Source organism: Streptomyces sp. NBC_00435 (genome assembly GCF_036014235.1).
Classification (GTDB): Bacteria; Actinomycetota; Actinomycetes; order Streptomycetales; family Streptomycetaceae; genus Streptomyces.
Genome location: NZ_CP107924.1, coordinates 6,503,135 through 6,527,445, shown reverse-complemented (window position 1 = coordinate 6,527,445; position 24,311 = coordinate 6,503,135). Strand labels below are relative to the sequence as shown.

The following is a 24,311-nucleotide window of genomic DNA, read 5'->3' as shown; positions in this document are numbered from 1 at the left end:
CGGCATGAGCACCACCACGCTGCTGATTCACAACGGCTCCGCCGCGCCCGACGCCCCGGTCACCCGCGTCGGCGGCCTTCCGCTGGCACCGGCCGGAACGCCGTGGCCCACCTGTACGGCCTGTTCCGGGCCGCTCCAGTTCATCGCCCAGATCGTCCTCGACGACGGGCGCGGGGTCCTCGCCGTCTTCATGTGCGCGAACCGTCCGGGCCGGTGCGAGGCCTGGAGCGCCACCGCGGGCGGCAACCGCGCGTACCTCTTCCCGCCGGCGGCCGCGCTGACGCCGATGCCGCTGCCCGTGCTCCCGGCCGCCGGCGCCGGGGACGTCCGGCAGCTCGGGGCGGTCCGTACGGTCGAGCGCGCGGAGGTGCCGGAGGAGTACCGGTCCGCCGCCACGGCCTGGTCCGCACGGAGCGGGCGCCCGGTGGGCGAGGTGCTCGGACAGCTCGGCGGCGCCCCCGACTGGCTCCAGGCCGACGAGACGCCGGACTGCCCCGGCTGCGGCGTCCCGATGGGTTTCACCGCCCAGCTGGAAGAGGGTCCGGACCCGGGCACCGCTCCCGACTTCGGTGCCGGCAGCGCCTACGCGTACGCATGCGAGCCCTGCGGCCGGGCCGCGTTCCTCTGGCAGTGCTGACCCCGGACGGCGGTACTGACACCGCCGAAGCCACGGAACGCGCCCGGTGCGCCGGTCAGGCCTCCGGGACCTCCGGGTAGCGGCGCGGGGTCCAGGTCACCCTGGTGCCGTCGCCGCGCTCGGTGACCCGCGTCTGCGAGGAGCCGATCAGCAGCAGCGTCCGCATGTCCACCTCGCCCGGCTCCAGCGTGGCCAGCGTCACGACGCGGACCGACTGTTCGGGGCCGCCCACGTCGCGGGCGACGACCACCGGGGTCTGCGGCGGGCGCAGTTCCAGGAGCAGGTCGCGGGCCTTCTCCACCTGCCAGGTACGGCTGCGCGAGCCCGGGTTGTACAGGGCGAGGACCAGGTCGGCGCGCGCCGCTGCGGCCAGCCGCTCGGCGATGACCTCCCAGGGCTTGAGGCGGTCCGAGAGCGAGATGGTCGCGTAGTCGTGGCCGAGCGGGGCGCCGGCCGCGGCCGCCGCCGCGTTGGCCGCCGTCACGCCGGGCAGCACCCGTACCGGCACCTCGCGGTACGGGTCCTGCGCCGCGACCTCCAGGACCGCGGTGGCCATGGCGAAGACCCCGGGGTCGCCGCCGGAGACCACGGCCACCCGGTGGCCGCGCCGGGCCAGGTCGAGGGCGAACTCGGCGCGCTCCGACTCGACCTTGTTGTCCGAGCCGTGCCGGATCTGGCCCGGCCTGGCCGGGACCCGGTCCAGGTACGTCGTGTACCCGACCAGCACCTCGGCGTCGGCCAGCACCCGCCGGGTCTCGGCGGTCAGCCACAGCGGCCCGGCCGGGCCGGTCCCGACGACGGCGACCTCGCCCGGTCCGGAAGGCATGCTGCCCGGGTTGCCGATCCGGCTGGGCACCACCGCGACGGCGAAGTACGGCACGCTGCCGGGGTCGGTGTCGGCCAGCCGGCCGGTCCGCTCCCCCGGCATCGTCGCGCGCTCCACGTAGCGCGCCTCGGCGAGCCGCCCGCTGTTCTCCATGGCCCGCCGCACGGCGGGGAAGGTGCGGCCGAGCTTCATCACGACCGCCGAGTCGGTGGCGGCGAGGCGCGCCGTGAGCTCCTCCTCGGAGAGGGTGCCGGGCAGGATCGTCAGCACCTCCTCGCCCTCCACGAGGGGGGTGCCGAGCCGCGCGGCGGCGGCGCTCACCGAGGTCACCCCGGGGATCACCTCGGCCTCGTAGCGGTCGGCGAGCCGCTTGTGCATGTGCATGTACGAGCTGTAGAAGAGCGGGTCGCCCTCAGCGAGCACGGCGACGGTGCGGCCGGCGTCCAGGTGGACGGCGAGCCGGGCGGCGGAGGCCTCGTAGAACTCCTCCATCGCACCCTGGTAGCCGCCGGGGTGATCGGTGGTCTCGGTGGTGACCGGGTAGACCAGCGGCTCCTCGACGTGGTCCGCGCGCAGGTGCTTCGCGGCGATCGAGCGGGCGATCGAGCGGCCGTGCCGGGCGGAGTGGTACGCGACGACGTCGGCCTCCGCGATCACCTCGACGGCGCGCAGCGTCATCAGCGACGGGTCACCGGGACCGAGCCCGACTCCGTACAGCTTGCCGGCGGTTGCGGCGCCCGCGGCGCTTCCCTCGGCTCCGGCCGTTCCCCCGGCTCCGGCCGTTGCACTGCTCCCGGCGCTCATTCGGCCACGCTCGCGATGGCGTTGACGGCGGCCGCGGCCATGGCGCTGCCGCCGCGCCGGCCCCGCACGATCAAGTGGTCGAGCCCGGAGGCGTGTTCGGCGAGGGCGTCCTTGGACTCGGCGGCGCCGATGAAGCCGACGGGGACGCCGATGACGGCGGCGGGCCGCGGCGCGCCCTCCTCGATCATCTCCAGCAGCCGGAAGAGCGCGGTCGGCGCGTTCCCGACGGCGATCACCGAGCCCTCCAACAGCCCGCGGTCCCGCCAGACTTCGAGGGCGGCGGCGCTGCGCGTCGTCCCCATCTTCGCGGCGAGCTCCGGCACGGCCGGGTCGGAGAGGGTGCAGATCACCTCGTTGCCGGCGGGCAGCCGCTTGCGGGTGACCCCGCTGGCGACCATCTGCACGTCGCACAGGATCGGCGCGCCGCCCTCCAGGGCGGCGCGTGCCCGCAGCACGACGTCGGGGGTGTAGCCCAGGTCCCGTGTCAGGTCGGTCATTCCGCAGGCGTGAATCATGCGCACCGCGACCTGTGCGACCGAGGCGGGCAGCCCGGAGAGGTCCGCCTCGGCGCGGATCGTGGCAAAGGACTGGCGGTAGATCTCTGCGCCGTCCTTCTCGTACTCAAACACGGTGTACTCGCTCATTTCTTCACTGCGTCCACGGACATGGGGAGTCGGCTGCGCGCGTCGGCCACAGCCACTGCAAGTTCACGGGGTGCCACCGGGTCCGCGCCGATCACGTACCCGCCGGGCGTGGCCACCACGTCCACCCAGGCGGTGCCGCGCGGGTGGCCGCAGCGGCGTTCGCACCCGGACCAGTGCACGGGCAGCGGGCCCCGCGCCAGCTCTACGACGGCTCGCGCGTCGGCGCGTACGTCGGCGAGGGACTTGGCGCAGCCGGGCCGGCCGGTGCAGGCTGTGACGGACTCCCACGGCCCGCCGGGCGCGGTGACGAGCCCGCGGGCGGCGACCGCGCTGACGGCGGCAGCGGCAACGCCGGCCGTGACGACGATGCTGCGCCAGGGGGTGATCCGCAGCTCGCCGGGCAGCTCCCGCCACTGCGCGGTGGTGAGCCGGCCGAGCGGCACCAGTACGCAGAGCGCGGCGCCGTGCGGGCCGGGTGCGGGCGGCGGGCAGAAGGGGCGCGGCGCCTGGGGCAGGTACCGCGCGGGGATGCCGGACGCGAGCAGCCGAACCGTCAGCTCCTGCGCTCCCAGGGCGGATCCGGCGGGCAGTTCGGCGACGCGCCAGGCGCGGGTGCCGGCGTCCGAGGCGGCGTCGAGGAAGCAGTGGGCGGCGGCCAGCGCGGCCGCGGGCGCGTCCACCGAGGCCACCTCGACCGCGTCAGGGGCGGCGCCGAGCCGGACGAGCACCCGGTCATCGGGCTGCGCGAGCAGGGTCACGTCGGGGTCGAGGGCGGCGACGTCCCCGCGCCCGTCGTCGACGGCGAACAGGAACCGGCCGGACAGGGCCGCGGCCTTCGGGTCCGCGCAGAGCGTCCGGTCCAGGGCGCGCACCGGGGCGGGGTCCGCCAGTGGGCTGGCGACGATGTTCCGGATCCGCTCGTGCGAGGGCGCGGGCAGCAGCCCGGCCGCGACCAGCAGCTCCGCGAGCCCGGCGCCGCACCCGTCGGCGAGGCCCCGCAGCTGGACGTTGCCCCGCGAGGTGAGTTCCAGGTGCCCGTCGCCGAACCGGTCGGCGGCGCTCGCCAGCGCGGCTGCCTGCGCGGCGTCGAGCAGTCCGCCCGGGATCCGGATCCGGGCCAGGTGGCCGTCGTCCGCCGCGTGCAGCCGCAGCGCGCCGGGGCATGCGTCACCACGGTCCCGTATGACGGGTTCGTCGCGCGCCGGGGCGGCGGATGGGGGCGTGGGCATGGCGGCGAGCATACCCACGATTGTGCGCCCGCCCCCTGTGTCCATCGCCACCCCGAACCCCCCGGGACCGGCCCCACCACCTGCACCGGCCCCACTCACCGGCCCCACCCGCCGAACCCGTCCCACAGCCCCGCCGGGCCCCCGCCCAGGGCCCCGTACCCGGCCACGCACCCGCGCACCCGGGCCCCCTAGGATGGCCTCGGCGGCCAACAGGACGCCATCGCCGAGGACGGCGACATGGGAGGAAGCCCGGTGTGATTCCGGCGCGGTCCCGCCACTGTGAATCCGCGCGGCCCCGCCCGCCGGACGAGCCAGGAACTCCCGCCGTCCTCACTGCCCGGGGCGCGGAAACCCCGAGGAAGGCCTGCCGCCGCATGATCCTGCTGCTGTCGACGTCCGACACCGATCTGCTCAGCGCTCGCGCCGCCGCCGACGGCCCCGTCCCGTACCGGTTCGCGAACCCCTCACGCCTTCCCCTCGACGACCTCCCCGGTCTCCTCGACGGCGTCGACCTGGTCGTCGTACGCCTCCTCGGGGGCTTGCGCGCCTGGCAGGACGGCCTGGACCTGCTCCTCGCCCCGGACCAGACCCGCCCGGTGGTCGTCCTGACCGGCGAACAGGCTCCCGACGCACAGCTGATGGAAGCCTCGACGGTCCCGATCGGCATCGCCGCCGAGGCCCACGGCTACCTCGCCCACGGCGGCCCGGCCAACCTGGACCAGCTGGCGCGCTTCCTCTCCGACACCGTGCTGCTGACCGGTCACGGTTTCGAGCCCCCGGCGGCGTCCCCCACCTGGGGCCCGCTGGAGCGGACGGCCGGGCGGACCACCGGCCCCAAGATCGCCGTGCTGTACTACCGCGCGCACCAGATGAGCGGCAACACCGCCTTCGTGCACTCGCTCTGCGAGGCGATCGAGGCCCACGGCGCCCAGCCGCTCCCCCTCTTCGTCTCCTCGCTGCGCACCCCGGAGCCGGAGCTGATCGTGGAGCTGGAGTCGGCCGACGCGGTGGTCACCACCGTCCTCGCCGCCGGCGGCACCAAGCCCGCCACCGCCTCGGCGGGCGGTGACGACGAGTCCTGGGACGCGGGCGCGCTCGCCGGCCTCGGCGTACCGATCCTCCAGGCCCTGTGCCTGACCGGCTCGCGCAGCGCCTGGGAGGAGAACGACGAGGGCCTGTCCCCGCTCGACGCCGCCACCCAGGTCGCCGTGCCGGAGTTCGACGGCCGTCTGATCACCGTCCCGTTCTCCTTCAAGGAGCTGGACGAGGACGGGCTGCCCGCCTACGTCGCGGACCCCGAGCGGGCCGCCCGCGTGGCCGGCATCGCCGTGCGTCACGCCCGGCTGCGGCACATCGAGCGCCGCGACAAGCGGATCGCGCTCGTCCTGTCGGCGTACCCCACCAAGCACTCGCGCATCGGCAACGCGGTCGGCCTGGACACCCCGGCGAGCGCCGTGGAACTGCTGCGCACGCTCATCGCGGGCGGCTACGACTTCGGCCCCGTCGAGGACGTCCCGGGTCTGGTCTCCGGTGACGGCGACGAGCTGATCCGCGCCCTGATCGAGGCCGGCGGCCACGACCAGGACTGGCTCACCGAGGAGCAGTTGGCCCGCAACCCGGTCCGGATCCCGGCCGCCGACTACAAGCGCTGGTTCGCCGAGCTCCCCGCCGAGCTGCGGGACAGCGTCGAACGGCACTGGGGCGAGGCCCCGGGCAACATGTTCGTGGACCGCTCGGCCAACCCCGAGGGCGACATCGTGCTGGCGGCCCTGCGCCGCGGCAACCTCCTCATCCTGATCCAGCCGCCGCGCGGTTTCGGCGAGAACCCGATCGCGATCTACCACGACCCGGACCTGCCGCCCTCGCACCACTACCTGGCCGCGTACCGCTGGATCCAGGCCCGTGCCGAGGACGGCGGTTTCGGCGCCGACGCGATGATCCACCTGGGCAAGCACGGCAATCTGGAGTGGCTGCCCGGCAAGAACGCGGGTCTGTCGGCGGCCTGCGCCCCCGACGCCGCGCTCGGCGACCTGCCGCTGATCTACCCGTTCCTGGTCAACGACCCGGGTGAGGGCACCCAGGCCAAGCGCCGTGTGCACGCCACCCTGGTCGACCACCTGGTGCCGCCGATGGCGCGCGCGGAGTCGTACGGCGACATCGCCCGCCTGGAGCAGCACCTGGACGAGTACGCCCAGATCTCGGCGATGGACCCGGCGAAGCTGCCGGCGATCCGCGCGCAGATCTGGACGCTGATCCAGGCCGCGAAGCTGGACCACGACCTGGGTCTGGAGCAGCGCCCCGACGACGAGGGCTTCGACGACTTCCTGCTGCACGTCGACGGCTGGCTGTGCGAGATCAAGGACGCCCAGATCCGCGACGGTCTGCACGTGCTGGGCGGCGCCCCGACCGGGGACGCCCGCGTCAACCTGGTCCTGGCGATCCTGCGCGCCCGCCAGATCTGGGGCGGCACGACCGCGCTCCCGGGCCTGCGCGAGGCGCTCGGCCTGGATGAGTCCGCGGCCACCCGCACCACCGCCGACGAGGCGGAGGAGACGGCGCGCGCTCTGGTGCAGGCGATGGAGGACGCGCACTGGGCGCCGGAGGCGGTGGCTTCGGTCGCCGCCGGGTACTCCACCGACGTGGCGGCCGTACTGGACTTCGCGGCCCGCGAGGTCGTCCCCCGCCTGGCCGGCACCACCGACGAGATCGCCCACGTCGTCAGCGCCCTGGACGGCGCCTTCGTTCCGGCGGGCCCCTCCGGCTCCCCGCTGCGCGGCCTGGTCAACGTCCTGCCGACCGGCCGCAACTTCTACTCGGTCGACCCGAAGGCCGTCCCCTCCCGCCTCGCCTGGGAGACCGGTCAGGCCCTGGCCGACTCGCTGCTGACCCGCTACCGCACGGACAACGGCGAATGGCCCGCGTCCGTGGGCCTGTCCCTGTGGGGCACGAGCGCGATGCGCACCTCGGGCGACGACGTGGCCGAGGCCATGGCACTGCTGGGTGTCCGCCCGGTCTGGGACGAGGCCTCGCGCCGCGTCACCGGCCTGGAGCCGATCCCGCTCGCCGAACTCGGACGTCCGCGCATCGATGTGACCCTGCGCATCTCGGGCTTCTTCCGTGACGCGTTCCCGCACGTCATCGGACTGCTCGACGACGCGGTGCGGCTGGCGGCCTCGCTGGAGGAGCCCGCGGAGGACAACTTCGTACGCGCCCACGCGCAGGCGGACCTGGCCGTGCACGGTGACGAGCGCCGGGCCACGACCCGCATCTTCGGATCGCGCCCGGGCACGTACGGCGCGGGCATCCTGCAGCTGATCGACTCCCGCGACTGGCGCACCGACGCCGACCTCGCGGAGGTCTACACGGTGTGGGGCGGGTACGCGTACGGCCGTGGTCTCGAAGGGCGTCCGGCACGCGAGGAGATGGAGACCGCCTACAAGCGGATCACGGTCGCGGCCAAGAACACGGACACCCGTGAACACGACATCGCCGACTCCGACGACTACTTCCAGTACCACGGCGGCATGGTGGCCACCGTACGCGCGCTGCGCGGCACGGCCCCCGAGGCGTACATCGGTGACTCGACCCGTCCCGAGACGGTCAAGACCCGCACGCTGGTCGAGGAGACCTCCCGCGTCTTCCGCGCCCGCGTGGTGAACCCGAAGTGGATCGAGGCGATGCGCCGCCACGGGTACAAGGGGGCGTTCGAGCTCGCCGCCACCGTCGACTACCTCTTCGGCTACGACGCCACGACCGGAGTGGTGGCCGACTGGATGTACGACAAGCTGACCGAGACGTACGTCCTGGACCCGGAGAACCGCGCCTTCCTGGAGGAGGCCAACCCCTGGGCCCTGCACGGCATCGCGGAGCGGCTGCTGGAGGCGGAGTCCCGCGGCATGTGGGAGAAGCCGGACCCGCAGGTGCTGGAGGCGCTGCGCCAGGTGTACCTCGACACGGAGGGCAACCTCGAGGGGGAAAGCGAGTAGCCGACCCTCGGCTGGATCACACTGGGCCGCATGTGCCACTACTGCGGCTGCCGTGAGATCCCCCTGATCAAGGAGTTCATCGCCGAGCACGAGACGGTGACGGATGCGGCGGGCGACGCCCTGCGCGCCCTGGACTCCGGGGACCTGCCGGGGGCGAGCACCCTCGTCGCGGACATGACGGCCGTCCTCCTCGCCCACTGGAAGGGCGAGGAGGACGGCCTGTTCGCGGTCATGGAGCAGGATCCGGAGTACGCGCCGTACATCGCGGCCCTGGTCGGGGAGCACCGGGAACTGGCGGCGTTCCTCTCCCGCGCGGACCTGGCGGACCCGGCGTACGTGGTGGAGCTGCGCCGTGCGGTCGACGAGCTCCACCACCACATCGCGAAGGAGGAGGACGGTCTCTTCCCCGCTTCCCTCACCGCCCTGACGGGCGACGACTGGGACCTTTCCATCAAGGCCTGGCGCACGGCCCACCCCGGCGGTGAGCTGAGGCCCGCCGGGTAGCCGAAGGCGCCGGCCGCCGACTACTGCTTGACGGTCTGGTTCAGCGCGACGAGCGCCTGCGCCCAGCGCGCGTACTTCAGCTGGCCGAAGTCGGCGACGGTCTTGACGCCGAAGGCCTCCAGCAGCAGCTCGCCGTCCCTGTCGGTGACGCCCTTGAGCGCGGCGACCGGGGCCGCGAGCACCTCCGCGAGCGGCTTGTCGGCCCACGCCATGTCCAGCACCTTGTCGAGCTCGATCGCCATGAGTGTCCCTCCCGGAACGCCGAAATGTGTACCGATGACCCAAACCTAGAACAATCGGACAAACATCCCAGGCTGCGACACCAGCACCTTCGGGGGCGGCGGACCCGCGCCCGCCCCTCCCGACCAAGGGGCGGTCGACCCCCCTCCCCCTTACCGATTCCGCGTATAATCCGCCCCGTTCACCATGTGGTTCGCGTCGGATATCAGAATCGGATCGAAAAGGCTGTGACCAGGAAATGAATTCAATGCGGGCGCTTCTCGACGGCGGCATTCCGCTGGTGGCCGTCAGCTTCGACGACAGCGAGACCGAGCCGCGCGCACACGCCGCGAAAGCCGCCGGTGTCGATGTGGCCGAGCTGCGGGTCGACCGCTACACGCGGACCGGAACGGCCCATGTCCTGGCGCAGGTGGACGCGTTCAAGGTGCTGCCGGTCCTGGCCACCATCCGTTCCGCCCACGAGGGCGGTGAATGGAAGGGCACGGAAGCGGAACGGCTTGAACTGTTTCGCGCACTCGCCCCCCAGGTGCAGGCCGTGGACATCGAGCTTTCGTCCGGGGAAATCCTGGCGGACGTGATCGAGGCCGCCCACCGGCACGACACGGTGGCGATCGTCTCGTACCACAATTTCGATTTCACCCCCGGCACGGAAGAACTCCAGGCCGTCATCGACGACGCGAAGAGCGCCGGCGCCGACGTGGTCAAGGTGTCCACCATGGTGCGGTCCGAGAGCGACGTACGACGGCTCGCCTCGCTGCTGCTGCGTACCGGCGCCGAGGACACCCGGCTGATCGTCATCGCGATGGGTGCGGCCGGCGCGGTCTCGCGCGTCTTCTTCCCCGCCCTCGGATCGCGGATCACCTACTCCTTCTTCGGTGCCAGCTCCGCCCCGGGCCAGCTCGACTTCCCCGAGACCTTCGACCTGCTGCGCAAGTTCTACCCGGCGTTCGACCAGCGGAAGGCCGCCGGGGCCTGAGCCCCGCACCGGGGAGGGCACCCCTCCCCGGCCGCCTTCTCCACCTCTCTACCTGCCTGCGGCTTCATGCGTCGAAGAACAACACCCGCGTCACCTGATGAAGTGAACTCCCCCTTATCCCACCAACACCACGGGTAGGGCCCTGCTGATCTCGTGCGGATGGTTCCGCGAGACAGACAGACGAAAGGCCGACCCCGCCGTGACGCAGCCGTTCCAACTGCCGGATTTCTACGTGCCTTATCCGGCGCGACTGAACCCCCATCTGGAGGACGCCCGGGTCCACACCAAGAAGTGGGCCCGCGACTTCGGGATGCTGGAAGGTTCCGGCGTCTGGGAGGAGAAGGACCTCGACTCGCACGACTACGCCCTGCTCTGCGCGTACACCCACCCCGACTGCGACAGCGAGGCGCTGTCCCTGGTCACCGACTGGTACGTGTGGGTGTTCTTCTTCGACGACCACTTCCTGGAGATGTACAAACGCTCCCAGGACCGCGAAGGCGCCAAGGCCTACCTGGACAGGCTCGCCGCCTTCATGCCGATGGACCTCTCCGACGGGTTCCCCGAAGCCACCAACCCCGTCGAGGCGGGACTCGCCGACCTGTGGGCCCGTACCGTGCCGGCCATGTCGATGGACTGGCGGGAACGGTTCTCCGAATCCACCAGGAACCTGCTCAACGAGTCGATGTGGGAACTGGCCAACATCAACATCGGGCGGATCGCCAATCCCCTCGAGTACATCGAGATGCGCCGCAAGGTCGGCGGCGCCCCCTGGTCGGCCGGGCTCATCGAGTACGTGTCCGCCGAGGTCCCGGCGCGCATCGCGCACTCGCGCCCGCTCGGCGTACTGCGCGACGCCTTCTCCGACGCCGTGCACATCAGGAACGACATCTTCTCCTACCAGCGCGAGGTCGCCGACGAGGGTGAACTCTCCAACGCCATCCTGGTGCTGGAGACCTTCCTCGCCTGCACCACCCAGGAGGCCGCCGAGGCCTCCAACGACCTCCTCACCTCCCGGCTCCAGCAGTTCGAGCAGACCGCGCTGGCCGAACTCCCCCAGCTCTTCGTCGACCACGCCCTGGACCCGGCGGAGATCACCGCTGTCCTCGCCTACGCCAAGGGCCTGCAGGACTGGCAGTCCGGCGGCCACGAGTGGCACATGGTCTCCAGCCGCTACATGAACAAGGAGGCCCGCGCCACCGCGCCGGTCACCCTGCCCTTCATGCCCTCGGGCCTCGGCACCACCGCCCTCGACCTGCGCTCGATCCTCGCCCCGCGCGCCCTGGAGCTGCGCCGCCGCTCCTTCACCCACGTCCCCTTCGAGCGGACCGGCCCGTCCGTCGTCCCGGACATCTACATGCCGTTCCCGCTCACCCTCAGCCCGCACCACGCCCACGCGCGCGAGGAGTCCGTGGCCTGGGCCCGGGAGATGGGCCTCCTCGACCCCCAGCCCGGTGATCCCGGCTCGGCGATCTGGAGCGAGGAGAGGCTGCGCGGCTACGACTTCGCGCTCTGCTCGGCCGGCATCGACCCCGACGCCACCCCCGAGGCACTGGCCCTCAACGCCTGCTGGCTGACCTGGGGAACGTACGGGGACGACTACTACCCCGTGGTCTTCGCGCAGGCGAAGAACCTGACGGCGGCCAAGGCCACCACCGCCCGGCTCGTCGCCATGATCCCGGTGGACCACGCCGAGCAGGCCCTGCCCGCCACCGCGATGGAGCGTTCCCTCGGCGACCTGTGGGTACGCACCAGCCGGGACATGAGCACCCAGGTGCGCACGGAGTTCCGGGCGACTCTCGTGGACATGCTGGAGAGCTGGCTGTGGGAGGTGGAGAACCAGATCCAGAACCGCATCCCGGACCCGGTGGACTACGCCGAGATGCGCCGCCGCACCTTCGGCAGCTACCTCACCATGTACCTGTGCCGGCTCGGCCAGGCCGGCCGCGGCATTCCGGAGGAGATCTACTCCTCCGGCACCATCCGCTCCCTGGAGAACGCGGCCGCCGACACCGCCTGCCTGATCAACGACATCTTCTCGTACCAGAAGGAGGTGGAGGTCGAGGGCGAGGTGCACAACTACGTGCTCGTCACCCGCAACTTCTTCGACATCGGCTACCCGGAGGCCCTGCACATCTGCCACTCCCTGATGACGCAGCGCACCGAGGAGTTCGAGCACGTCGTCGCCAGCCAGCTGCCGCTGCTGTACGAGGACTGGAAGCTGGACGCGCAGGCCCGGGCCGGACTCGACTCCTACGTCGCCGAACTGCAGGACTGGCTGGCCGGAATCCTCCACTGGCACGAGAAGGTGAAGCGCTACCGCGAGGAGGACCTGCACCGCCTGGGTGACGGGATCTCCACGGGCGTCCTGAGCGCCGGCTTCGGCATGTCGGCCGCGCGGATCTCCCTGCCCGCCCGCTGAGCCCGCTCCACGGGTCCGCGGCGGGGCCCGATCAGCCCGCCGCGGGTCCCGTCCAGCCCGCCGGTACGTGGCCGAGGCGGACCCGCTGCGGGTGGTCACCGACGGGTACGGACACCCGCTTGGCACCGGTGGCGAAGTCGATGGCCGTGACCCGGTCGGCTCCGCTCTCGGAGATCACGCAGCCGGCGCCGTCCCCGTCGACGGTCGCCCAGTAGGGCTTGTCGGCGGGCACGAGGGGCCCTTGCGCGAGGGTGGCCCGGTCCACGACGGTCGCGTAGTCGTCCATGGTCCCCGCGACGCACAGCTTGGCCCCGTCCGGGCTCATGGACATGCCGTGGTGCCGGGAGTCGTTGACCCAGGTGGTGCGGTCGGTGCTGGTGGCGGGGTTCTCGGGGAGGGTCTTGATCCGGGTGATCCGGTCGGCTGCCACGTCGTACTCGACGAAGCCGTTGAAGAACGACACCTGGAAGTAGAGCTTCGACTCGTCCGGGCTGAAGGACATCGGCCGCACCGCGTCGGAGAGGTCGGAGCGGCCGAACGCGTCGAGGCGGGCCCTCATGTCGATCACCCGGACCGTGCGGAAGGTGAGCGCGTCGACGACGGTGATCTTCCGGTCACCCTTCGTCCAGTCCAGCCACGGCGCGTCGAGCGCGGAGGTCACGTCACCGATGGAGCTGTTCCACAGGAAGCGGCCACCCTGCGTGAAGGTGTTCTCGTGCGGTTTGTCGCCCGTGGCGAAGGAGCCGACCTGGCGGCCGCTCGCGATGTCGAGGACGTGCACGGTGTTCGCGGTGGAGGCCGACACCGCGACCCGCGTACCGTCCGGGGAAACCGCCATGTGGTCGGCCCGGTATCCGGCGACGGGGAAGCGCCAGTTGACCCGGCCGGTGCGGACGTCGATGGAGACGACATCGGCGAAGCTGGGCCGGGAGGCGACGACGGCCGAACCGTCCGGGGTGGTGTACATGTCGTCCACGAACTGGTCGTGCCCCTCGCCCGCGGTGGCCCGGATCCCCAGGAAGTAGCCGAGCTTCACGGGATTGAGGTAGATCTCCCGGAGCCGCTCCGCCTTGTCGGGGACGATGTCGATCCGGCCCACCTTGCCGAGGTCCCCGGTGGAAGCGAGGACGTCGGCGGTGCCCTCCCAGTTGTTGCCCACGAACAGCACTTCGCGCAGGTCCGGGCCGGCGGCCTCGGCACCCGCCGCGGGTACGGGACCCGCCACGAGGGCGGACAGGGCCAGGGCCGCCGCGGCCGCCAGGGCCGCCGCGGCACCGCGCTTACGTAAGGGAACGGCAGACATCGGGTCAACTCCGTTACGGGTAGATGCTGTTACCGGCCGGTAAAATAGGCGGAACAACGAAAGGGCGCAACCCTTGCGGGGTTGCGCCCTTTCTGCACCGTGTTACAGCTCGCTACCTCTTCAAGCGACGGAACCGATTCTGCTGATCACCGTGTTCGAGGTGTCCGAGTGGATCGGGATGTGCGCGCCGGTCAGGGCCGCGCCCGTACCGCCGCGCCGGTTGGCGACGATCTCGGCGGCGATGGACAGCGCGGTCTCCTCCGGGGAGCGGGCGCCGAGGTCCAGGCCGATCGGGGAGCGCAGCCGGGCCAGTTCGAGCTCGGTGACGCCGACCCCGCGGAGCCGCTCGTTGCGGTCCTCGTGGGTGCGGCGCGAGCCCATGGCGCCGACGTAGGCGACGGGAAGCTTGAGGGCCAGTTCGAGGAGCGGGACATCGAACTTGGCGTCGTGCGTCAGCACGCACAGGACCGTCCGGGCGTCGACCGCACCGGCCGTGGACTGCTCCTCCAGGTAGCGGTGCGGCCAGTCGACCACGATCTCGTCCGCTTCCGGGAAGCGCTTCTTCGTGGCGAACACGGGCCGGGCGTCGCACAGCGTCACCCGGTAGCCGAGGAACTTGCCGATCCGCACGAGGGCGGAAGCGAAGTCGATGGCACCGAAGACGATCATCCGGGGCGGCGGGACGCTGGACTCGACCAGGACCTTGAGCGGCTCTCCGCAGAGGCGGCCGTCGGCGCCGATCTCCAGCACTCCGGTCCTGCCGGCGTCGAGCATGGCGCGGGCCTCGTCGGCTATGGCGCGGTCCAGCTCGGGGTGTCCGCCGAAACCGCCCTCGTGGCCGCCTTCGCCGCGGACGAGTACGGCACGGCCCATCAGCTCGGCCGGGCCCTCGGCGATCCGCGCGACCGCCGCCGCCTCCCCCCGGGCGGCGGCGGCGAGCGCGGCCGCGAACACCTCCCGTGCGGGAGAGTCCACGAGAACCGGGGTGACAAGGATGTCGATGATCCCGCCGCAGGTCAGACCCACCGCGAAGGCATCGTCGTCGCTGTAGCCGAAGCGCTCCTGGACGGTCTCGCCGTCCTCCAGCGCCTGCTGGCACAGCTCGTAGACCGCACCCTCCACGCATCCACCGGAGACCGAACCGATGGCCGTGCCCTCACTGTCGACGGCGAGGGCCGCTCCGGGCTGCCTGGGTGCGCTGCCGCCGACCGCCACGACGGTGGCTACGGCGAAATCGCGTCCCTGCTCGACCCACCGGTTCAGTTCTTCGGCGATGTCCAGCATTGCGGCCTCCTCGGAGGGGTTCGGTTTCCAGTATCGGATACGTGGAGGGTGCGTTCTCGTACGGACCGGGTCCGTCCGGGGTCAGTGGACCCCGAGCCAGCCCTCGATCGGGTGCTCCGCGAAGAAGATCACGAAGATCACCGACAGCACCCACATGAAGGCGCCGATCTCGCGGGCCTTGCCCTGCGCGATCTTGATCGCCACGAAGGAGATCACACCGGCGGCCACGCCGGCGGTGATGGAGTAGGTGAAGGGCATGATCGCCACGGTCAGGAAGACCGGGATGGCGGTGGCGGCGTCGGCCCAGTCCACGTGGCGGGCGTTCTGCATCATCATCGCGCCGATGACCACGAGGGCCGCGGAGGCGACCTCACCCGGGACGATCTGCGTGATCGGGGTGAAGAAGAGGCAGGCGGCGAAGAGCAGACCGCTGACGACCGAGGCGAGACCGGTGCGGGCACCCTCACCGACGCCCGTGGCGGACTCGACGAAGACGGTCTGGCCGGAGCCACCCGCGATGCCGCCGATGGCGCCACCGGCACCGTCGATGAACAGCGCCTTGGACAGGCCCGGCATGCGGCCCTTGTCGTCGGCGAGCTTGGCCTCGGTGCCGACACCGATGATGGTGGCCATCGCGTCGAAGAAGCCGGCGAGCACGAGGGTGAAGACGATCATGCCGACCGTCATGACACCGACGTCGCCCCAGCCGCCGAAGGAGACGTCACCGAAGAGCGAGAAGTCGGGCATCGAGACCGCGGAGCCGGAGAGCTCCGGAGCGCCGTTCTTCCAGGCCTTCGGGTCGATGTCCACGACGGCGTTGAGGATGGCGGCGAGGACCGTTCCACCGACGATGCCGATCAGGATCGCGCCGGGGATCTTGCGGGCCTGCAGCATGAAGATGGCGAGCAGGGTCACGCAGAAGATCAGGACCGGCCAGCCGGCCAGCTGACCGACGGAACCGAGCTGCACGGGGGGAGCGAACTCTCCGCCGTTGCCCACGAAGCCGGCCTTCACGAGGCCGATCAGGGCGACGAACATGCCGATGCCCATGGTGATCGCGTGCTTGAGCGCGAGGGGTATCGCGTTCATGATCATCTCGCGGAGGCCGGTGACGACCAGGAGACAGATCACGACGCCGTACATCACGCACATGCCCATGGCCTGCGGCCAGGTCATCTGCGGCGCCACCTGCGAGGACAGCACACCGGACACGGAGAGGCCGGCGGCCAGCGCGAGCGGGACCTTGCCGACGAAGCCCATGAGGAGCGTGGTGAGGGCCGCGGCGAAGGCGGTGGCCGTGATCAGAGCCTTCTGGCTCATGGTGTCGCCGGCGACGTCCTTGCCGGAGAGGATCAGCGGGTTGAGCAGGAGGATGTACGCCATGGCCATGAACGTCGTGACACCGCCACGAATTTCGTTGCCGACGTTGGATCCACGCTTGGAGATGTGAAAGTACCGGTCGAGCCAAGACCGGCCGGCGGGGTTCAGAGAGCCGTCTCCGGCCTCCTCCGCACTGGTCTTGGGCTCTACAGAGGACTGGGTCATGGTGCCTAACTCCCAAGGTTCAAAGGGGCACCCGCATAAAGATTGGAGACACGGGATTTGGGAAAACGCGTTTGGCTGCACGACCCGGGGTGACGGCCCGAGGCGACGCAAAAGGTGCACTGCGTGTACTGCGGGTACTGCGTGGGTTCTGCGGTACTGCCGGTGGCACCGGGGGTGGTTGGTGCGAGCGGCCTGGTACTTCTCTGGGTACTGCCGGTGAAACGGACCGCGAGCGGTGCGGTACTGATGACGCCGGACTTCTGTGCTCCGGGCGGTGCGGCTGGAAGTGTGACGTTCCCTTGTCGCACCGCCCGGAAATCTGGGGGGGTCCGGGGGCCTCGCGGCCCCCGGACCACGCCGTCCTAGAGGGTGCCGGTGAGCAGTTCCGGACGGATCGGCGTCTTGTTGATCTCCAGACCGGTCGCCGCCCGGATCGCCGCGATGACGGCCGGGGTGGACGAGAGGGTCGGGGCCTCGCCCATACCGCGCAGGCCGTACGGGGCCTTCGGGTCGGCGAGCTCCAGGACGTCGACCGGGATGGTCGGGGTGTCGAGGATGGTCGGGATCAGGTAGTCCGTGAAGGAGGGGTTGCGCACCTTCGCGGTCTTCGGGTCCACGATGATCTCTTCCATGATCGCGACGCCCAGGCCCTGGGTGGTACCACCCTGGATCTGGCCGACCACGGAGAGCATGTTCAGCGCCTTGCCGACGTCCTGGGCGGTCGCCAGCTCGACGACCTTGACGAGGCCGAGCTCGGTGTCCACCTCGACGACCGCGCGGTGTGCGGCGAAGGTGTACTGGACGTGACCGTTGCCCTGGCCGGTGACCAGGTCGAAGGGCTCGGTGGCCGCGTGGCGGAACTCGAGCTCGATGTCGATCGCGTCCTCGCCCTCCAGGATGTCGGCGATGTCCGCGAGGACCTCTCCGCCATCGGTGACGACCTTGCCGCCTTCGAGGAGCAGCTCGGCGGTCGCCCACGCGGGGTGGTACGAGCCGTTCTTGCGCCGGCCGATCTCCAGGACCGCCTCACGGACGGCCTCACAGGTGTTCTTCACGGCGCCACCGGTCATGTACGTCTGCCGCGAGGCGGACGTGGAACCGGCGGAGCCGACCTGCGTGTCGGCCGGGTGGATGGTCACCTGCGTGACACCCAGCTCGGTACGGGCGATCTGCGCGTGGACGGTGATGCCGCCCTGGCCGACCTCCGCCATGGCCGTGTGGACCATCGCGACGGCCTCGCCGTTGATTACCTCGAGGGTCACGCGGGCGGTGGAGTAGTCGTCGAAGCCCTCGGAGAAGCCGACGTTCTTGATGCCGACCGCGTAGCCGACGCCGCGGACGACGCCTTCACCGTGGGTGGTGTTCGACAGACCACCGGGCAGCGCGCGGACATCCGCGCTCTCGCCGGCGGACTCCCACTGGCGCTCCGGCGGCAGCGGGCGGGCCTTGACCCGGCGCAGCAGCTCGGCGACGGGCGCCGGAGCGTCCACGACCTGGCCGGTGGGCATGATCGTGCCCTGCTCCATGGCGTTGAGCTGGCGGAACTCGACCGGGTCCATGCCCAGCTTCGCCGCGAGCTTGTCCATCTGGGCCTCGTAGGCGAAGCAGGCCTGGACGGCGCCGAAGCCGCGCATCGCGCCACAGGGCGGGTTGTTCGTGTAGAGCGCGATCGCCTCGATGTCCACGTCCTCCAGGACGTACGGACCGACCGAGAGCGAGGAGGCGTTGCCCACGACCGCCGGGGAAGCGGACGCGTACGCGCCGCCGTCCAGGACGATCTTGCACTTCATGTGCGTGAGCTTGCCGTCCTTGGTGGCGCCGTGCTCGTAGTACAGCTTCGCCGGGTGACGGTGCACGTGTCCGAAGAAGGACTCGAAGCGGTTGTAGACGATCTTGACCGGCTTGTTCGTGGCCAGGGCCAGGAGGCAGGCGTGGATCTGCATCGAGATGTCTTCACGGCCACCGAAGGCACCGCCGACGCCCGAGAGCGTCATGCGGACCTTCTCCGGCGGCAGGCCCAGGACCGGGGCGATCTGCTGGAGGTCCGAGTGCAGCCACTGGGTGGCGACGTACAGCTCGACGCCGCCGTCCTCGGACGGTACGGCCAGACCGGACTCCGGGCCGAGGAAGGCCTGGTCCTGCATGCCGAAGGTGTACTCGCCCTCGACGATGACGTCGGCGCGCTTGCGGGCCTCTTCCACGTTGCCGCGGATGATCGGCTGGCGGTGCACGATGTTCGGGTGCGGGACGTGACCGATGTGGTGGTCGTCGCGGCCCTCGTGGATCAGCGGCGCGCCCTCGGCGAGGGCCGAGGCCTCGTCGGTGACGAGCGGCAGCTCACGGTAGTCGATCTTGATCTTGGCGGCCGCGCGGCGGGCGGTCTCCGGGTGGTCGGCGGCCACGAGGGCGACCGGCTCACCGTGGTGACGCACCCGGCCGTTGGCGAGAACCGGGGTGTCCTGGATCTCCAGGCCGTAGTTCTTCATCTCGGCCGGCAGGTCGTCGTACGTGAGGACCGAGTAGACACCCGGCATCGCCAGGGCCTCGGAGATGTCGATCGAGACGATCTCCGCGTGGGCCACGGTGCTGCGGAGCGTCTGGCCCCACAGCATGTCCTCGTGCCACATGTCCGAGGAGTACGCGAACTCACCGGTCACCTTGAGGGTGCCGTCGGGGCGCAGCGTGGACTCGCCGATGCCGCCCTTGTTGTGCTTCTGCGTGACGTTGGTCGGCGTACCCGCCGGCACCGTGCGCGTGTTCTGGGCCATGGTCAGACCGCCTCTGCCTGACGGGCGGCCGCGAGGCGGACCGCGTCGAGGATCTTCTCGTAGCCCGTGCAGCGGCAGAGGTTGCCGGACAGGGACTCACGGATGTCCTGGTCGGACGGGGAGGGGTTCTCCTCCAGCAGCGCGTCGGCCTGGACCAGGAGGCCCGGGGTGCAGAAACCGCACTGGACGGCGCCGGCGTCGATGAACGCCTGCTGGATGTTGGAGAGCGGGGCGCCCTCGCCGGTCTGCGAGTCGCCCGGCTTGGCCTGCCACTGCTTGGCCGCGTCCAGGGTGACGCCGCCCTTGCTGCCGCAGCCGCCGCCGGTGCCGCAGGCACCGCCGTGGCCGTGCTCGTCGCGCTGCTTGGCGAACTCCGCCAGGCCCTCGACGGTCACGACGTCGCGGCCCTCGACCTGACCGGCCGCGACCAGGCAGGAACAGACCGGCACGCCGTCGAGACGGACGGTGCAGGAACCGCACTCGCCCTGCTCACAGGCGTTCTTAGAACCCGGCAGGCCCAGGCGCTCGCGCAGGACGTAGAGAAGGGACTCGCCCTCCCAGACGTCGTCCGCTTCCTGCTGACGGCCGTTGACAGTGAAATTGACGCGCATGATTACGCAGCCCCTTCAAGCGAGCGGCCGTTGTTCGAACCGCGGTACTGCTCCCACGTCCAGACCAGCTGGCGGCGAGCCATGATGCCGACCGCGTGGCGGCGGTACTTCGCCGTGCCGCGGACGTCGTCGATCGGGTTGGCCGCGCCGGAGGCGAGGTCACCGAACTGCTTGGCGATCGACGGGGTGATGACCTTGCCGGACTCCCAGAAGCCGCCCTCTTCGAGCGCGGCGTTGAGGAACTCCTCGGCGGCCTTCGCCCGGATCGGGGTCGGCGCGGCCGAACCGATACCGGTACGGACCGTGCGGGTCTCGGGGTGCAGCGCCAGGCCGAACGCGCAGACGGCGATGACCATCGCGTTGCGGGAACCGACCTTGGAGTACTGCTGGGGGCCGTCCGCCTTCTTGACGTGGACGGTCTTGATGAGCTCGTCGGCGGCCAGCGCGTTGCGCTTGACGCCCGTGTAGAACTCGTCGATCGGGATCAAGCGGGATCCGCGTACGGACTCCACCTCGACCTCGGCGCCCGCCGCGAGCAGCGCGGGGTGGGAGTCGCCTGCCGGCGAGGCGCAACCGAGGTTGCCGCCGACACCGCCGCGGTTACGGATCTGCGGGGACGCGACCGTGTGCGAGGCGAGCGCGAGTCCCGGAAGCTCCGTGCGGAGGTTCTCCATGATCTGCGTGTACGGGACGGAGGCGCCCAGACGAACCACGTCCTCGCCGACCTCCCACTCCCGCAGGAGACCGATGCGGTTCAGGTCCAGGAGGTACTCCGGCCGACGGTGGTCGAAGTTGATCTCGACCATCACATCGGTGCCACCCGCAATCGGCACAGCTGTGGGGAACTCGGCCTTAGCGGCGAGCGCCTCCTCCCAGCTGGCGGGGCGAAGGAAGTCCATGTGCGGCTCTCTTCTTCTTAATCGGGTCGTTCACTTCAAGCCAGGAGGCCGTTGGGCCCTCGACTGGTCGTTCACGTGCTGTTAACGCGGTGTGGACTCAGTACACCGGCCGCCCCTCCCCCGGGTGCAGTCACCGAAACCATGAAGGAGTTGGCTGGGGACCTCCCTCGTCTTGTAGATTCGTATGAAAGGCAGGATGCGACGACCTGCCCGATTTCCAACGGCAACATTCGAGACAGATCGGCGGCGACATCATGCGGCTGCGCGCACTGCTGGAAACCGAGGCGCTGGGGCTGCGGCTGCTGGGCGGCGAGGAAGAACTCGACCGGACGGTCCGCGGGGTCATGACGACCGACCTGAGGGATCCCAGCCGATACCTCTCCGGAGGTGAACTGGTCCTCACTGGCCTGGCATGGAGACGAAATTCAGCCGACTCCGAGCCGTTCGTACGAATCCTCGCGAGCGCCGGCGTGGCCGGGCTCGCGGCCGGCGAGGCCGAGCTGGGTGATATTCCCGACGACCTGGTCACGGCGTGTCTGCGCAACCGCCTGCCCTTGTTCGCTGTGAACGAAGACGTTGCATTCGCCACGATCACCGAGTACGTGGTGCGGCAGGTCTCGGGAGAGCGGGCTGGCGATCTCGCGGCCGTCGTGGACCGCCACCGCCGTCTCATGACCTCCGGTCCGGCCGGTGGGGGCCCCGATGTGGTGCTCGATCTGCTCACCACTGACCTCGATCTGCGGGCCTGGGTGCTCTCGCCCACCGGCCGGCAGATCGCCGGGGCGGGCGAGCCGCTGGCGCCGGGCATCTGCGCGGCACTGGCGAGCGAGCACCTCGCGGCGGTCCGGACGGGCCGCCGGGGCCCGCACCGGATCTCCATCCAGGGTATTACCTACTCCCTGTTCCCGATCAGGGGAGCCGGGCGGGGCCCGGGCAGTCCCGGAGCCCGCGACGTGCGCGAGACCGTGCTCTCCGACTGGCTGCTGGCCGTCGAGGCGGACGCCGGCGACTGGCCCGCCGAGCGGCTCGACCTGCTCCAGGGCGTCACCCAGCTGATCGCCGTCGAGCGGGACCGCCGCGACGCGGCCCGTACGGTGCGCCGCCGGCTCGCCCAGGAGGTGCTGGAACTGGTCCAGACGGGCGCCCCGCCCGCCGAGATCGCCGCCCGCCTGCGGGTGGCCGCGCCGGTGCTCCTGCCGGGGCTGGGCACCGCCCCGCACTGGCAGGTCGTCGTGGCCCGGGTGGACTGGGAGGGCGGGGACATCGCGGGCGGACCCGTCGCCCAGTCGCTGCTGGAGGAAATCCTCGTAGATCCCTCCGTCTCCGGGCCGGAGCCCTCCGACCGGATCGCGGTCGCGCACGCCGGGGACGAGGCGATCGCCCTCGTGCCGCTGCCCGCGCCCGCCGGGGAGCCCGGTGAGGAGAAGGGCCCCGACACCGCCCTGCACGCGGAGACGCTGCTCGCGTCGGTACGCGACCCGCTCGCGGCCGGACTCGCCGACGACGGCCGCCTCACCCTGGGCGTCAGCGCGGCCGTGCACTCCGCCGAGGGGCTCCGCGGGGCCCTGGAGGAGGCCCGGCACGCCCGCCGGGTCGCCGCGGCCCGCCCGGGCCGGGTCTGCGCCGCCGGGCACCACGAGCTGGCCTCGCACGTCCTGCTGCTCCCGTTCGTCCCGGACGACGTCCGCCGCGCCTTCACGGCCCGGCTACTGGACCCGCTGCGGGACTACGACCGCCGCCACCGGGCGGAGCTCATCCCCACGCTCGAGGCCTTCCTGGACTGCGACGGCTCGTGGACCCGCTGCGCGACGCGGCTGCACCTCCACGTCAACACGCTGAGGTACCGGGTCGGGCGAATCGAGCAGTTGACGGCGAGGGACCTTTCCCGGCTGGAGGACAAGCTCGATTTCTTCCTCGCACTGCGGATGAGCTGAGAAGATCCGTGGCCTGACCGGCCGGGGGTCGGTCGGGGGCCGGTCGGGTTCCGGCCAGGGAGCCCGGCGGTGGCGGGCAGGGGCGACTGATGATCCGTCCGGACTTTGTGAAAGAGTTCACCCGACCCCTTGGCCGAAGCCGCCGATCCGTGCTCTCATTTCGCCCCAGGGCTCAACGACGTGCTGCTTGGTTGCTTTGGGGAGGGCAATGTGGCGGAAACCGCCATGTCCGGTGCCGGAACTACCGGGGGAGACGACCCCCTCCAGCGGGCGATATGGCGGCTGCGTTCGCGCGGCTGTTGGACCGACGCGGCGGCCCTGCTGACGCCGCACCTGCACGATGCCGGAGCCGCCGTGCAGCGGACCGGGCTGCTGGTCGAGCGCTGCCTGTTCACGGGGCAGGGCTGGGCCGAGGCGGAGGACGCGCTGCGGGTGGCCGAAGCGGTGGCCCAGGACGACGACGACCGGGGCGCGGCCGCGTGCGAGCGGGGTCACCTGGCGTACGCGGCGACCGTACTGGGCGTACGCGACCGGGCCGACGAGGCCCGCTCGGCGCTCGGCCGGGCGGCGGCGCTGCTGTCCCCGGGGTCCCGGACCCGGCCGCTGCTGGACTTCCGGCGGGGGCTGGTCGCCGAACACCTGGCGGACGCACCGCAGTCGGCGCTGCCGGCGTACCGGCGGGCCCATGCGGGGGCGCTGGTCCACGGGGACACCCTGCTGCTGTCCTTCACGTGGCGGCACCTGGCGGCGCTGGCCCTGCGGGACGGGGAGGTCGCCGAGGCCCGCAAGGGCTTCGCGGAGTCCCTGCGCATCCGGGAGGACCTGGGGTTCCTGGTGGGCACGGCCCCCGCGCTGGCCGCCCTGGCCGAAGCCGAACCGGAGCCCGAGGCCACCCACCTGCGCACGGAGGCCCGCCGCCTGTTCCACCTCCTGGGCGGCATCCCCACCTGGCTCGCGGACCAGCTCCACCCGACGCCGCTCTGACGCGCACGGCGGCCACCCGCGGCGGCGGGCTACGCGGTGCGGCGCGTGAAGTGGGTCCGGATCAGGGACTCGGCCGGGGCCCGGTCCCCCGCGGCCAGAGCGCCGAGCAGCGCCACGTGCTCCGCCGCGTCGGCGACGAGATCCGCCCGCCGGATCCGCGAGGGCCCCGGCAGTGGCCACTGGGAGCGGCGGTGGAGGTCGTCCGCCACGAGCAGCAGCTGGCCGTTGCCCGCCAGGGCCAGCACCGCCCGGTGGAACGCCCGGTCCGCGTCGGCGTACCGCACCAGATCACCCGCGGCCGCCGCCTCCGCGGCCGCCTCCGCCGCCGGCCCCAGCGCGGCCCAGGCCCCGGGAGCCACCGTACGGGCGAGCCGCAGCATCACCGGGACTTCGAGCAGCGCCCGGACCTCGGCCAGTTCGGCCAGGTCCCCCGGGGTCCGGGTCAGGACCCGGAACCCCCGGTTCGGGAGGCATTCCACCGCCCCCTCCACCGCCAGCTGCTGCATCGCCTCACGCACGGGCGTCGCCGAGACCCCGAACCGCTCCCCCAGCGCCGGGCCGGAGTAGATCTCCCCCGGCTCGAGCTCGCCCTTCAGCAGCGCCGCTCGCAGGGCCTCGAGGATCTGCCCGCGCACCGAATGGCGTACGACCTTCCGCGTCTGCTGTTCAGGTACCCGGGCTCGGGCCGTATCGCGCACTCGGTCCTCCCACGGGTTTC

The 24,311-nt window shown here is 71.6% G+C and carries 18 protein-coding genes and 1 riboswitch; of the genes, 7 read left to right on the top strand and 11 right to left on the bottom strand.

Annotated elements, in window-relative coordinates; genetic code table 11:
* Positions 1-4 precede the first annotated feature (4 nt).
* Positions 5-637 (top strand): hypothetical protein, encoded by a 633-nt coding sequence (locus tag OG389_RS29515; protein WP_328301496.1) that lies wholly within the window; start codon positions 5-7, stop codon positions 635-637.
* A 55-nt stretch (positions 638-692) separates the two neighbouring features.
* Here the strand turns inward: OG389_RS29515 and OG389_RS29510 are convergent, their stop codons facing one another.
* Genes OG389_RS29510 through OG389_RS29500 form a run of 3 tightly spaced genes read right to left on the bottom strand, consistent with a single transcriptional unit; the run spans position 693 to position 4,152 of the window.
* Positions 693-2,267, bottom strand: a complete 1,575-nt coding sequence (locus tag OG389_RS29510; protein ID WP_328301495.1) for a precorrin-2 C(20)-methyltransferase — start codon at positions 2,265-2,267, stop codon at positions 693-695.
* Complete coding sequence (locus OG389_RS29505; RefSeq protein ID WP_328301494.1) at positions 2,264-2,911, bottom strand: precorrin-8X methylmutase; 648 nt, start codon at positions 2,909-2,911, stop codon at positions 2,264-2,266. The genes OG389_RS29510 and OG389_RS29505 overlap by 4 nt, the downstream gene beginning before the upstream one ends.
* Positions 2,908-4,152, bottom strand: coding sequence for a cobalamin biosynthesis protein CobG (locus tag OG389_RS29500; protein WP_443059362.1), 1,245 nt, complete (start codon positions 4,150-4,152; stop codon positions 2,908-2,910). Before OG389_RS29500 ends, OG389_RS29505 begins: the two co-directional genes overlap by 4 nt.
* Before the next feature lie 208 nt (positions 4,153-4,360).
* Positions 4,361-4,461: riboswitch (cobalamin riboswitch) on the top strand.
* 53 nt (positions 4,462-4,514) lie between these two features.
* Between OG389_RS29500 and cobN the strand changes: the two genes are divergently transcribed.
* Positions 4,515-8,126 (top strand): cobaltochelatase subunit CobN, encoded by a 3,612-nt coding sequence (cobN, locus tag OG389_RS29495; RefSeq protein ID WP_328301492.1) that lies wholly within the window; start codon positions 4,515-4,517, stop codon positions 8,124-8,126.
* Between the two features lie 30 nt (positions 8,127-8,156).
* Positions 8,157-8,630, top strand: coding sequence for a hemerythrin domain-containing protein (locus OG389_RS29490; RefSeq protein WP_328301491.1), 474 nt, complete (start codon positions 8,157-8,159; stop codon positions 8,628-8,630).
* 20 nt (positions 8,631-8,650) lie between these two features.
* On the opposite strand, the gene OG389_RS29485 is transcribed toward OG389_RS29490, so the two are convergent.
* Entirely contained in the window at positions 8,651-8,872 is a 222-nt protein-coding gene (locus OG389_RS29485) for a hypothetical protein (RefSeq protein WP_328301490.1), read from the bottom strand.
* Between the two features lie 245 nt (positions 8,873-9,117).
* On the opposite strand from OG389_RS29485, the gene aroD reads away from it, so the two are divergent.
* A complete protein-coding gene (gene aroD / locus OG389_RS29480; RefSeq protein WP_328301489.1) occupies positions 9,118-9,846 on the top strand; it encodes a type I 3-dehydroquinate dehydratase in 729 nt (242 codons plus the stop codon).
* 199 nt (positions 9,847-10,045) lie between these two features.
* Entirely contained in the window at positions 10,046-12,265 is a 2,220-nt protein-coding gene (locus tag OG389_RS29475; protein ID WP_328301488.1) for a terpene synthase family protein, read from the top strand.
* Between the two features lie 31 nt (positions 12,266-12,296).
* Here the strand turns inward: OG389_RS29475 and OG389_RS29470 are convergent, their stop codons facing one another.
* From OG389_RS29470 to OG389_RS29445, 6 genes are all read right to left on the bottom strand, one after another.
* Positions 12,297-13,568 (bottom strand): YncE family protein, encoded by a 1,272-nt coding sequence (locus tag OG389_RS29470; RefSeq protein WP_328301487.1) that lies wholly within the window; start codon positions 13,566-13,568, stop codon positions 12,297-12,299.
* A 120-nt stretch (positions 13,569-13,688) separates the two neighbouring features.
* Positions 13,689-14,852, bottom strand: coding sequence for an XdhC family protein (locus OG389_RS29465; protein WP_328301486.1), 1,164 nt, complete (start codon positions 14,850-14,852; stop codon positions 13,689-13,691).
* Positions 14,853-14,933: 81 nt separating this feature from the next.
* The gene (locus tag OG389_RS29460) at positions 14,934-16,397 is read right to left on the bottom strand and encodes an NCS2 family permease (RefSeq protein ID WP_328301485.1); all 1,464 of its coding nucleotides are present in this window, start codon (positions 16,395-16,397) and stop codon (positions 14,934-14,936) included.
* 362 nt (positions 16,398-16,759) lie between these two features.
* Positions 16,760-19,165, bottom strand: a complete 2,406-nt coding sequence (locus OG389_RS29455; RefSeq protein ID WP_328301484.1) for a xanthine dehydrogenase family protein molybdopterin-binding subunit — start codon at positions 19,163-19,165, stop codon at positions 16,760-16,762.
* A gap of 2 nt (positions 19,166-19,167) precedes the next feature.
* Positions 19,168-19,776, bottom strand: a complete 609-nt coding sequence (locus OG389_RS29450; RefSeq protein ID WP_328301483.1) for a (2Fe-2S)-binding protein — start codon at positions 19,774-19,776, stop codon at positions 19,168-19,170.
* Positions 19,777-19,778: 2 nt separating this feature from the next.
* Positions 19,779-20,675: an FAD binding domain-containing protein gene (locus tag OG389_RS29445; RefSeq protein WP_250744166.1), complete on the bottom strand. Its 897-nt coding sequence runs from the start codon at positions 20,673-20,675 to the stop codon at positions 19,779-19,781.
* Between the two features lie 254 nt (positions 20,676-20,929).
* Here OG389_RS29445 and OG389_RS29440 point away from each other — a divergent pair, with 254 nt between their 5' ends.
* Together OG389_RS29440 and OG389_RS29435 are read left to right on the top strand one after the other, a co-directional pair.
* Positions 20,930-22,609 carry a PucR family transcriptional regulator gene (locus OG389_RS29440; RefSeq protein ID WP_328301482.1) on the top strand — a complete coding sequence of 560 codons (1,680 nt, stop codon included), beginning with the start codon at positions 20,930-20,932 and terminating at the stop codon, positions 22,607-22,609.
* Between the two features lie 210 nt (positions 22,610-22,819).
* Complete coding sequence (locus OG389_RS29435) at positions 22,820-23,593, top strand: hypothetical protein (RefSeq protein ID WP_328301481.1); 774 nt, start codon at positions 22,820-22,822, stop codon at positions 23,591-23,593.
* A 29-nt stretch (positions 23,594-23,622) separates the two neighbouring features.
* Here the strand turns inward: OG389_RS29435 and OG389_RS29430 are convergent, their stop codons facing one another.
* Positions 23,623-24,291 (bottom strand): GntR family transcriptional regulator, encoded by a 669-nt coding sequence (locus OG389_RS29430; RefSeq protein ID WP_328301480.1) that lies wholly within the window; start codon positions 24,289-24,291, stop codon positions 23,623-23,625.
* Positions 24,292-24,311: the final 20 nt, after the last annotated feature.

Excerpts from the sequence above, each read along its gene's own strand:
- OG389_RS29515 (WP_328301496.1), top strand. The coding sequence starts at position 5 with ATGAGCACCACCACGCTGCTGATTCACAACGGCTCCGCCGCGCCCGAC.
- OG389_RS29510 (WP_328301495.1), bottom strand. The coding sequence starts at position 2,267 with ATGAGCGCCGGGAGCAGTGCAACGGCCGGAGCCGGGGGAACGGCCGGA.
- OG389_RS29505 (WP_328301494.1), bottom strand. The coding sequence starts at position 2,911 with ATGAGCGAGTACACCGTGTTTGAGTACGAGAAGGACGGCGCAGAGATC.
- OG389_RS29500 (WP_443059362.1), bottom strand. The coding sequence starts at position 4,152 with ATGCTCGCCGCCATGCCCACGCCCCCATCCGCCGCCCCGGCGCGCGAC.
- cobN (WP_328301492.1), top strand. The coding sequence starts at position 4,515 with ATGATCCTGCTGCTGTCGACGTCCGACACCGATCTGCTCAGCGCTCGC.
- OG389_RS29490 (WP_328301491.1), top strand. The coding sequence starts at position 8,157 with ATGTGCCACTACTGCGGCTGCCGTGAGATCCCCCTGATCAAGGAGTTC.
- OG389_RS29485 (WP_328301490.1), bottom strand. The coding sequence starts at position 8,872 with ATGGCGATCGAGCTCGACAAGGTGCTGGACATGGCGTGGGCCGACAAG.
- aroD (WP_328301489.1), top strand. The coding sequence starts at position 9,118 with ATGCGGGCGCTTCTCGACGGCGGCATTCCGCTGGTGGCCGTCAGCTTC.
- OG389_RS29470 (WP_328301487.1), bottom strand. The coding sequence starts at position 13,568 with ATGTCTGCCGTTCCCTTACGTAAGCGCGGTGCCGCGGCGGCCCTGGCG.
- OG389_RS29465 (WP_328301486.1), bottom strand. The coding sequence starts at position 14,852 with ATGCTGGACATCGCCGAAGAACTGAACCGGTGGGTCGAGCAGGGACGC.
- OG389_RS29460 (WP_328301485.1), bottom strand. The coding sequence starts at position 16,397 with ATGACCCAGTCCTCTGTAGAGCCCAAGACCAGTGCGGAGGAGGCCGGA.
- OG389_RS29455 (WP_328301484.1), bottom strand. The coding sequence starts at position 19,165 with ATGGCCCAGAACACGCGCACGGTGCCGGCGGGTACGCCGACCAACGTC.
- OG389_RS29450 (WP_328301483.1), bottom strand. The coding sequence starts at position 19,776 with ATGCGCGTCAATTTCACTGTCAACGGCCGTCAGCAGGAAGCGGACGAC.
- OG389_RS29445 (WP_250744166.1), bottom strand. The coding sequence starts at position 20,675 with ATGGACTTCCTTCGCCCCGCCAGCTGGGAGGAGGCGCTCGCCGCTAAG.
- OG389_RS29440 (WP_328301482.1), top strand. The coding sequence starts at position 20,930 with ATGCGGCTGCGCGCACTGCTGGAAACCGAGGCGCTGGGGCTGCGGCTG.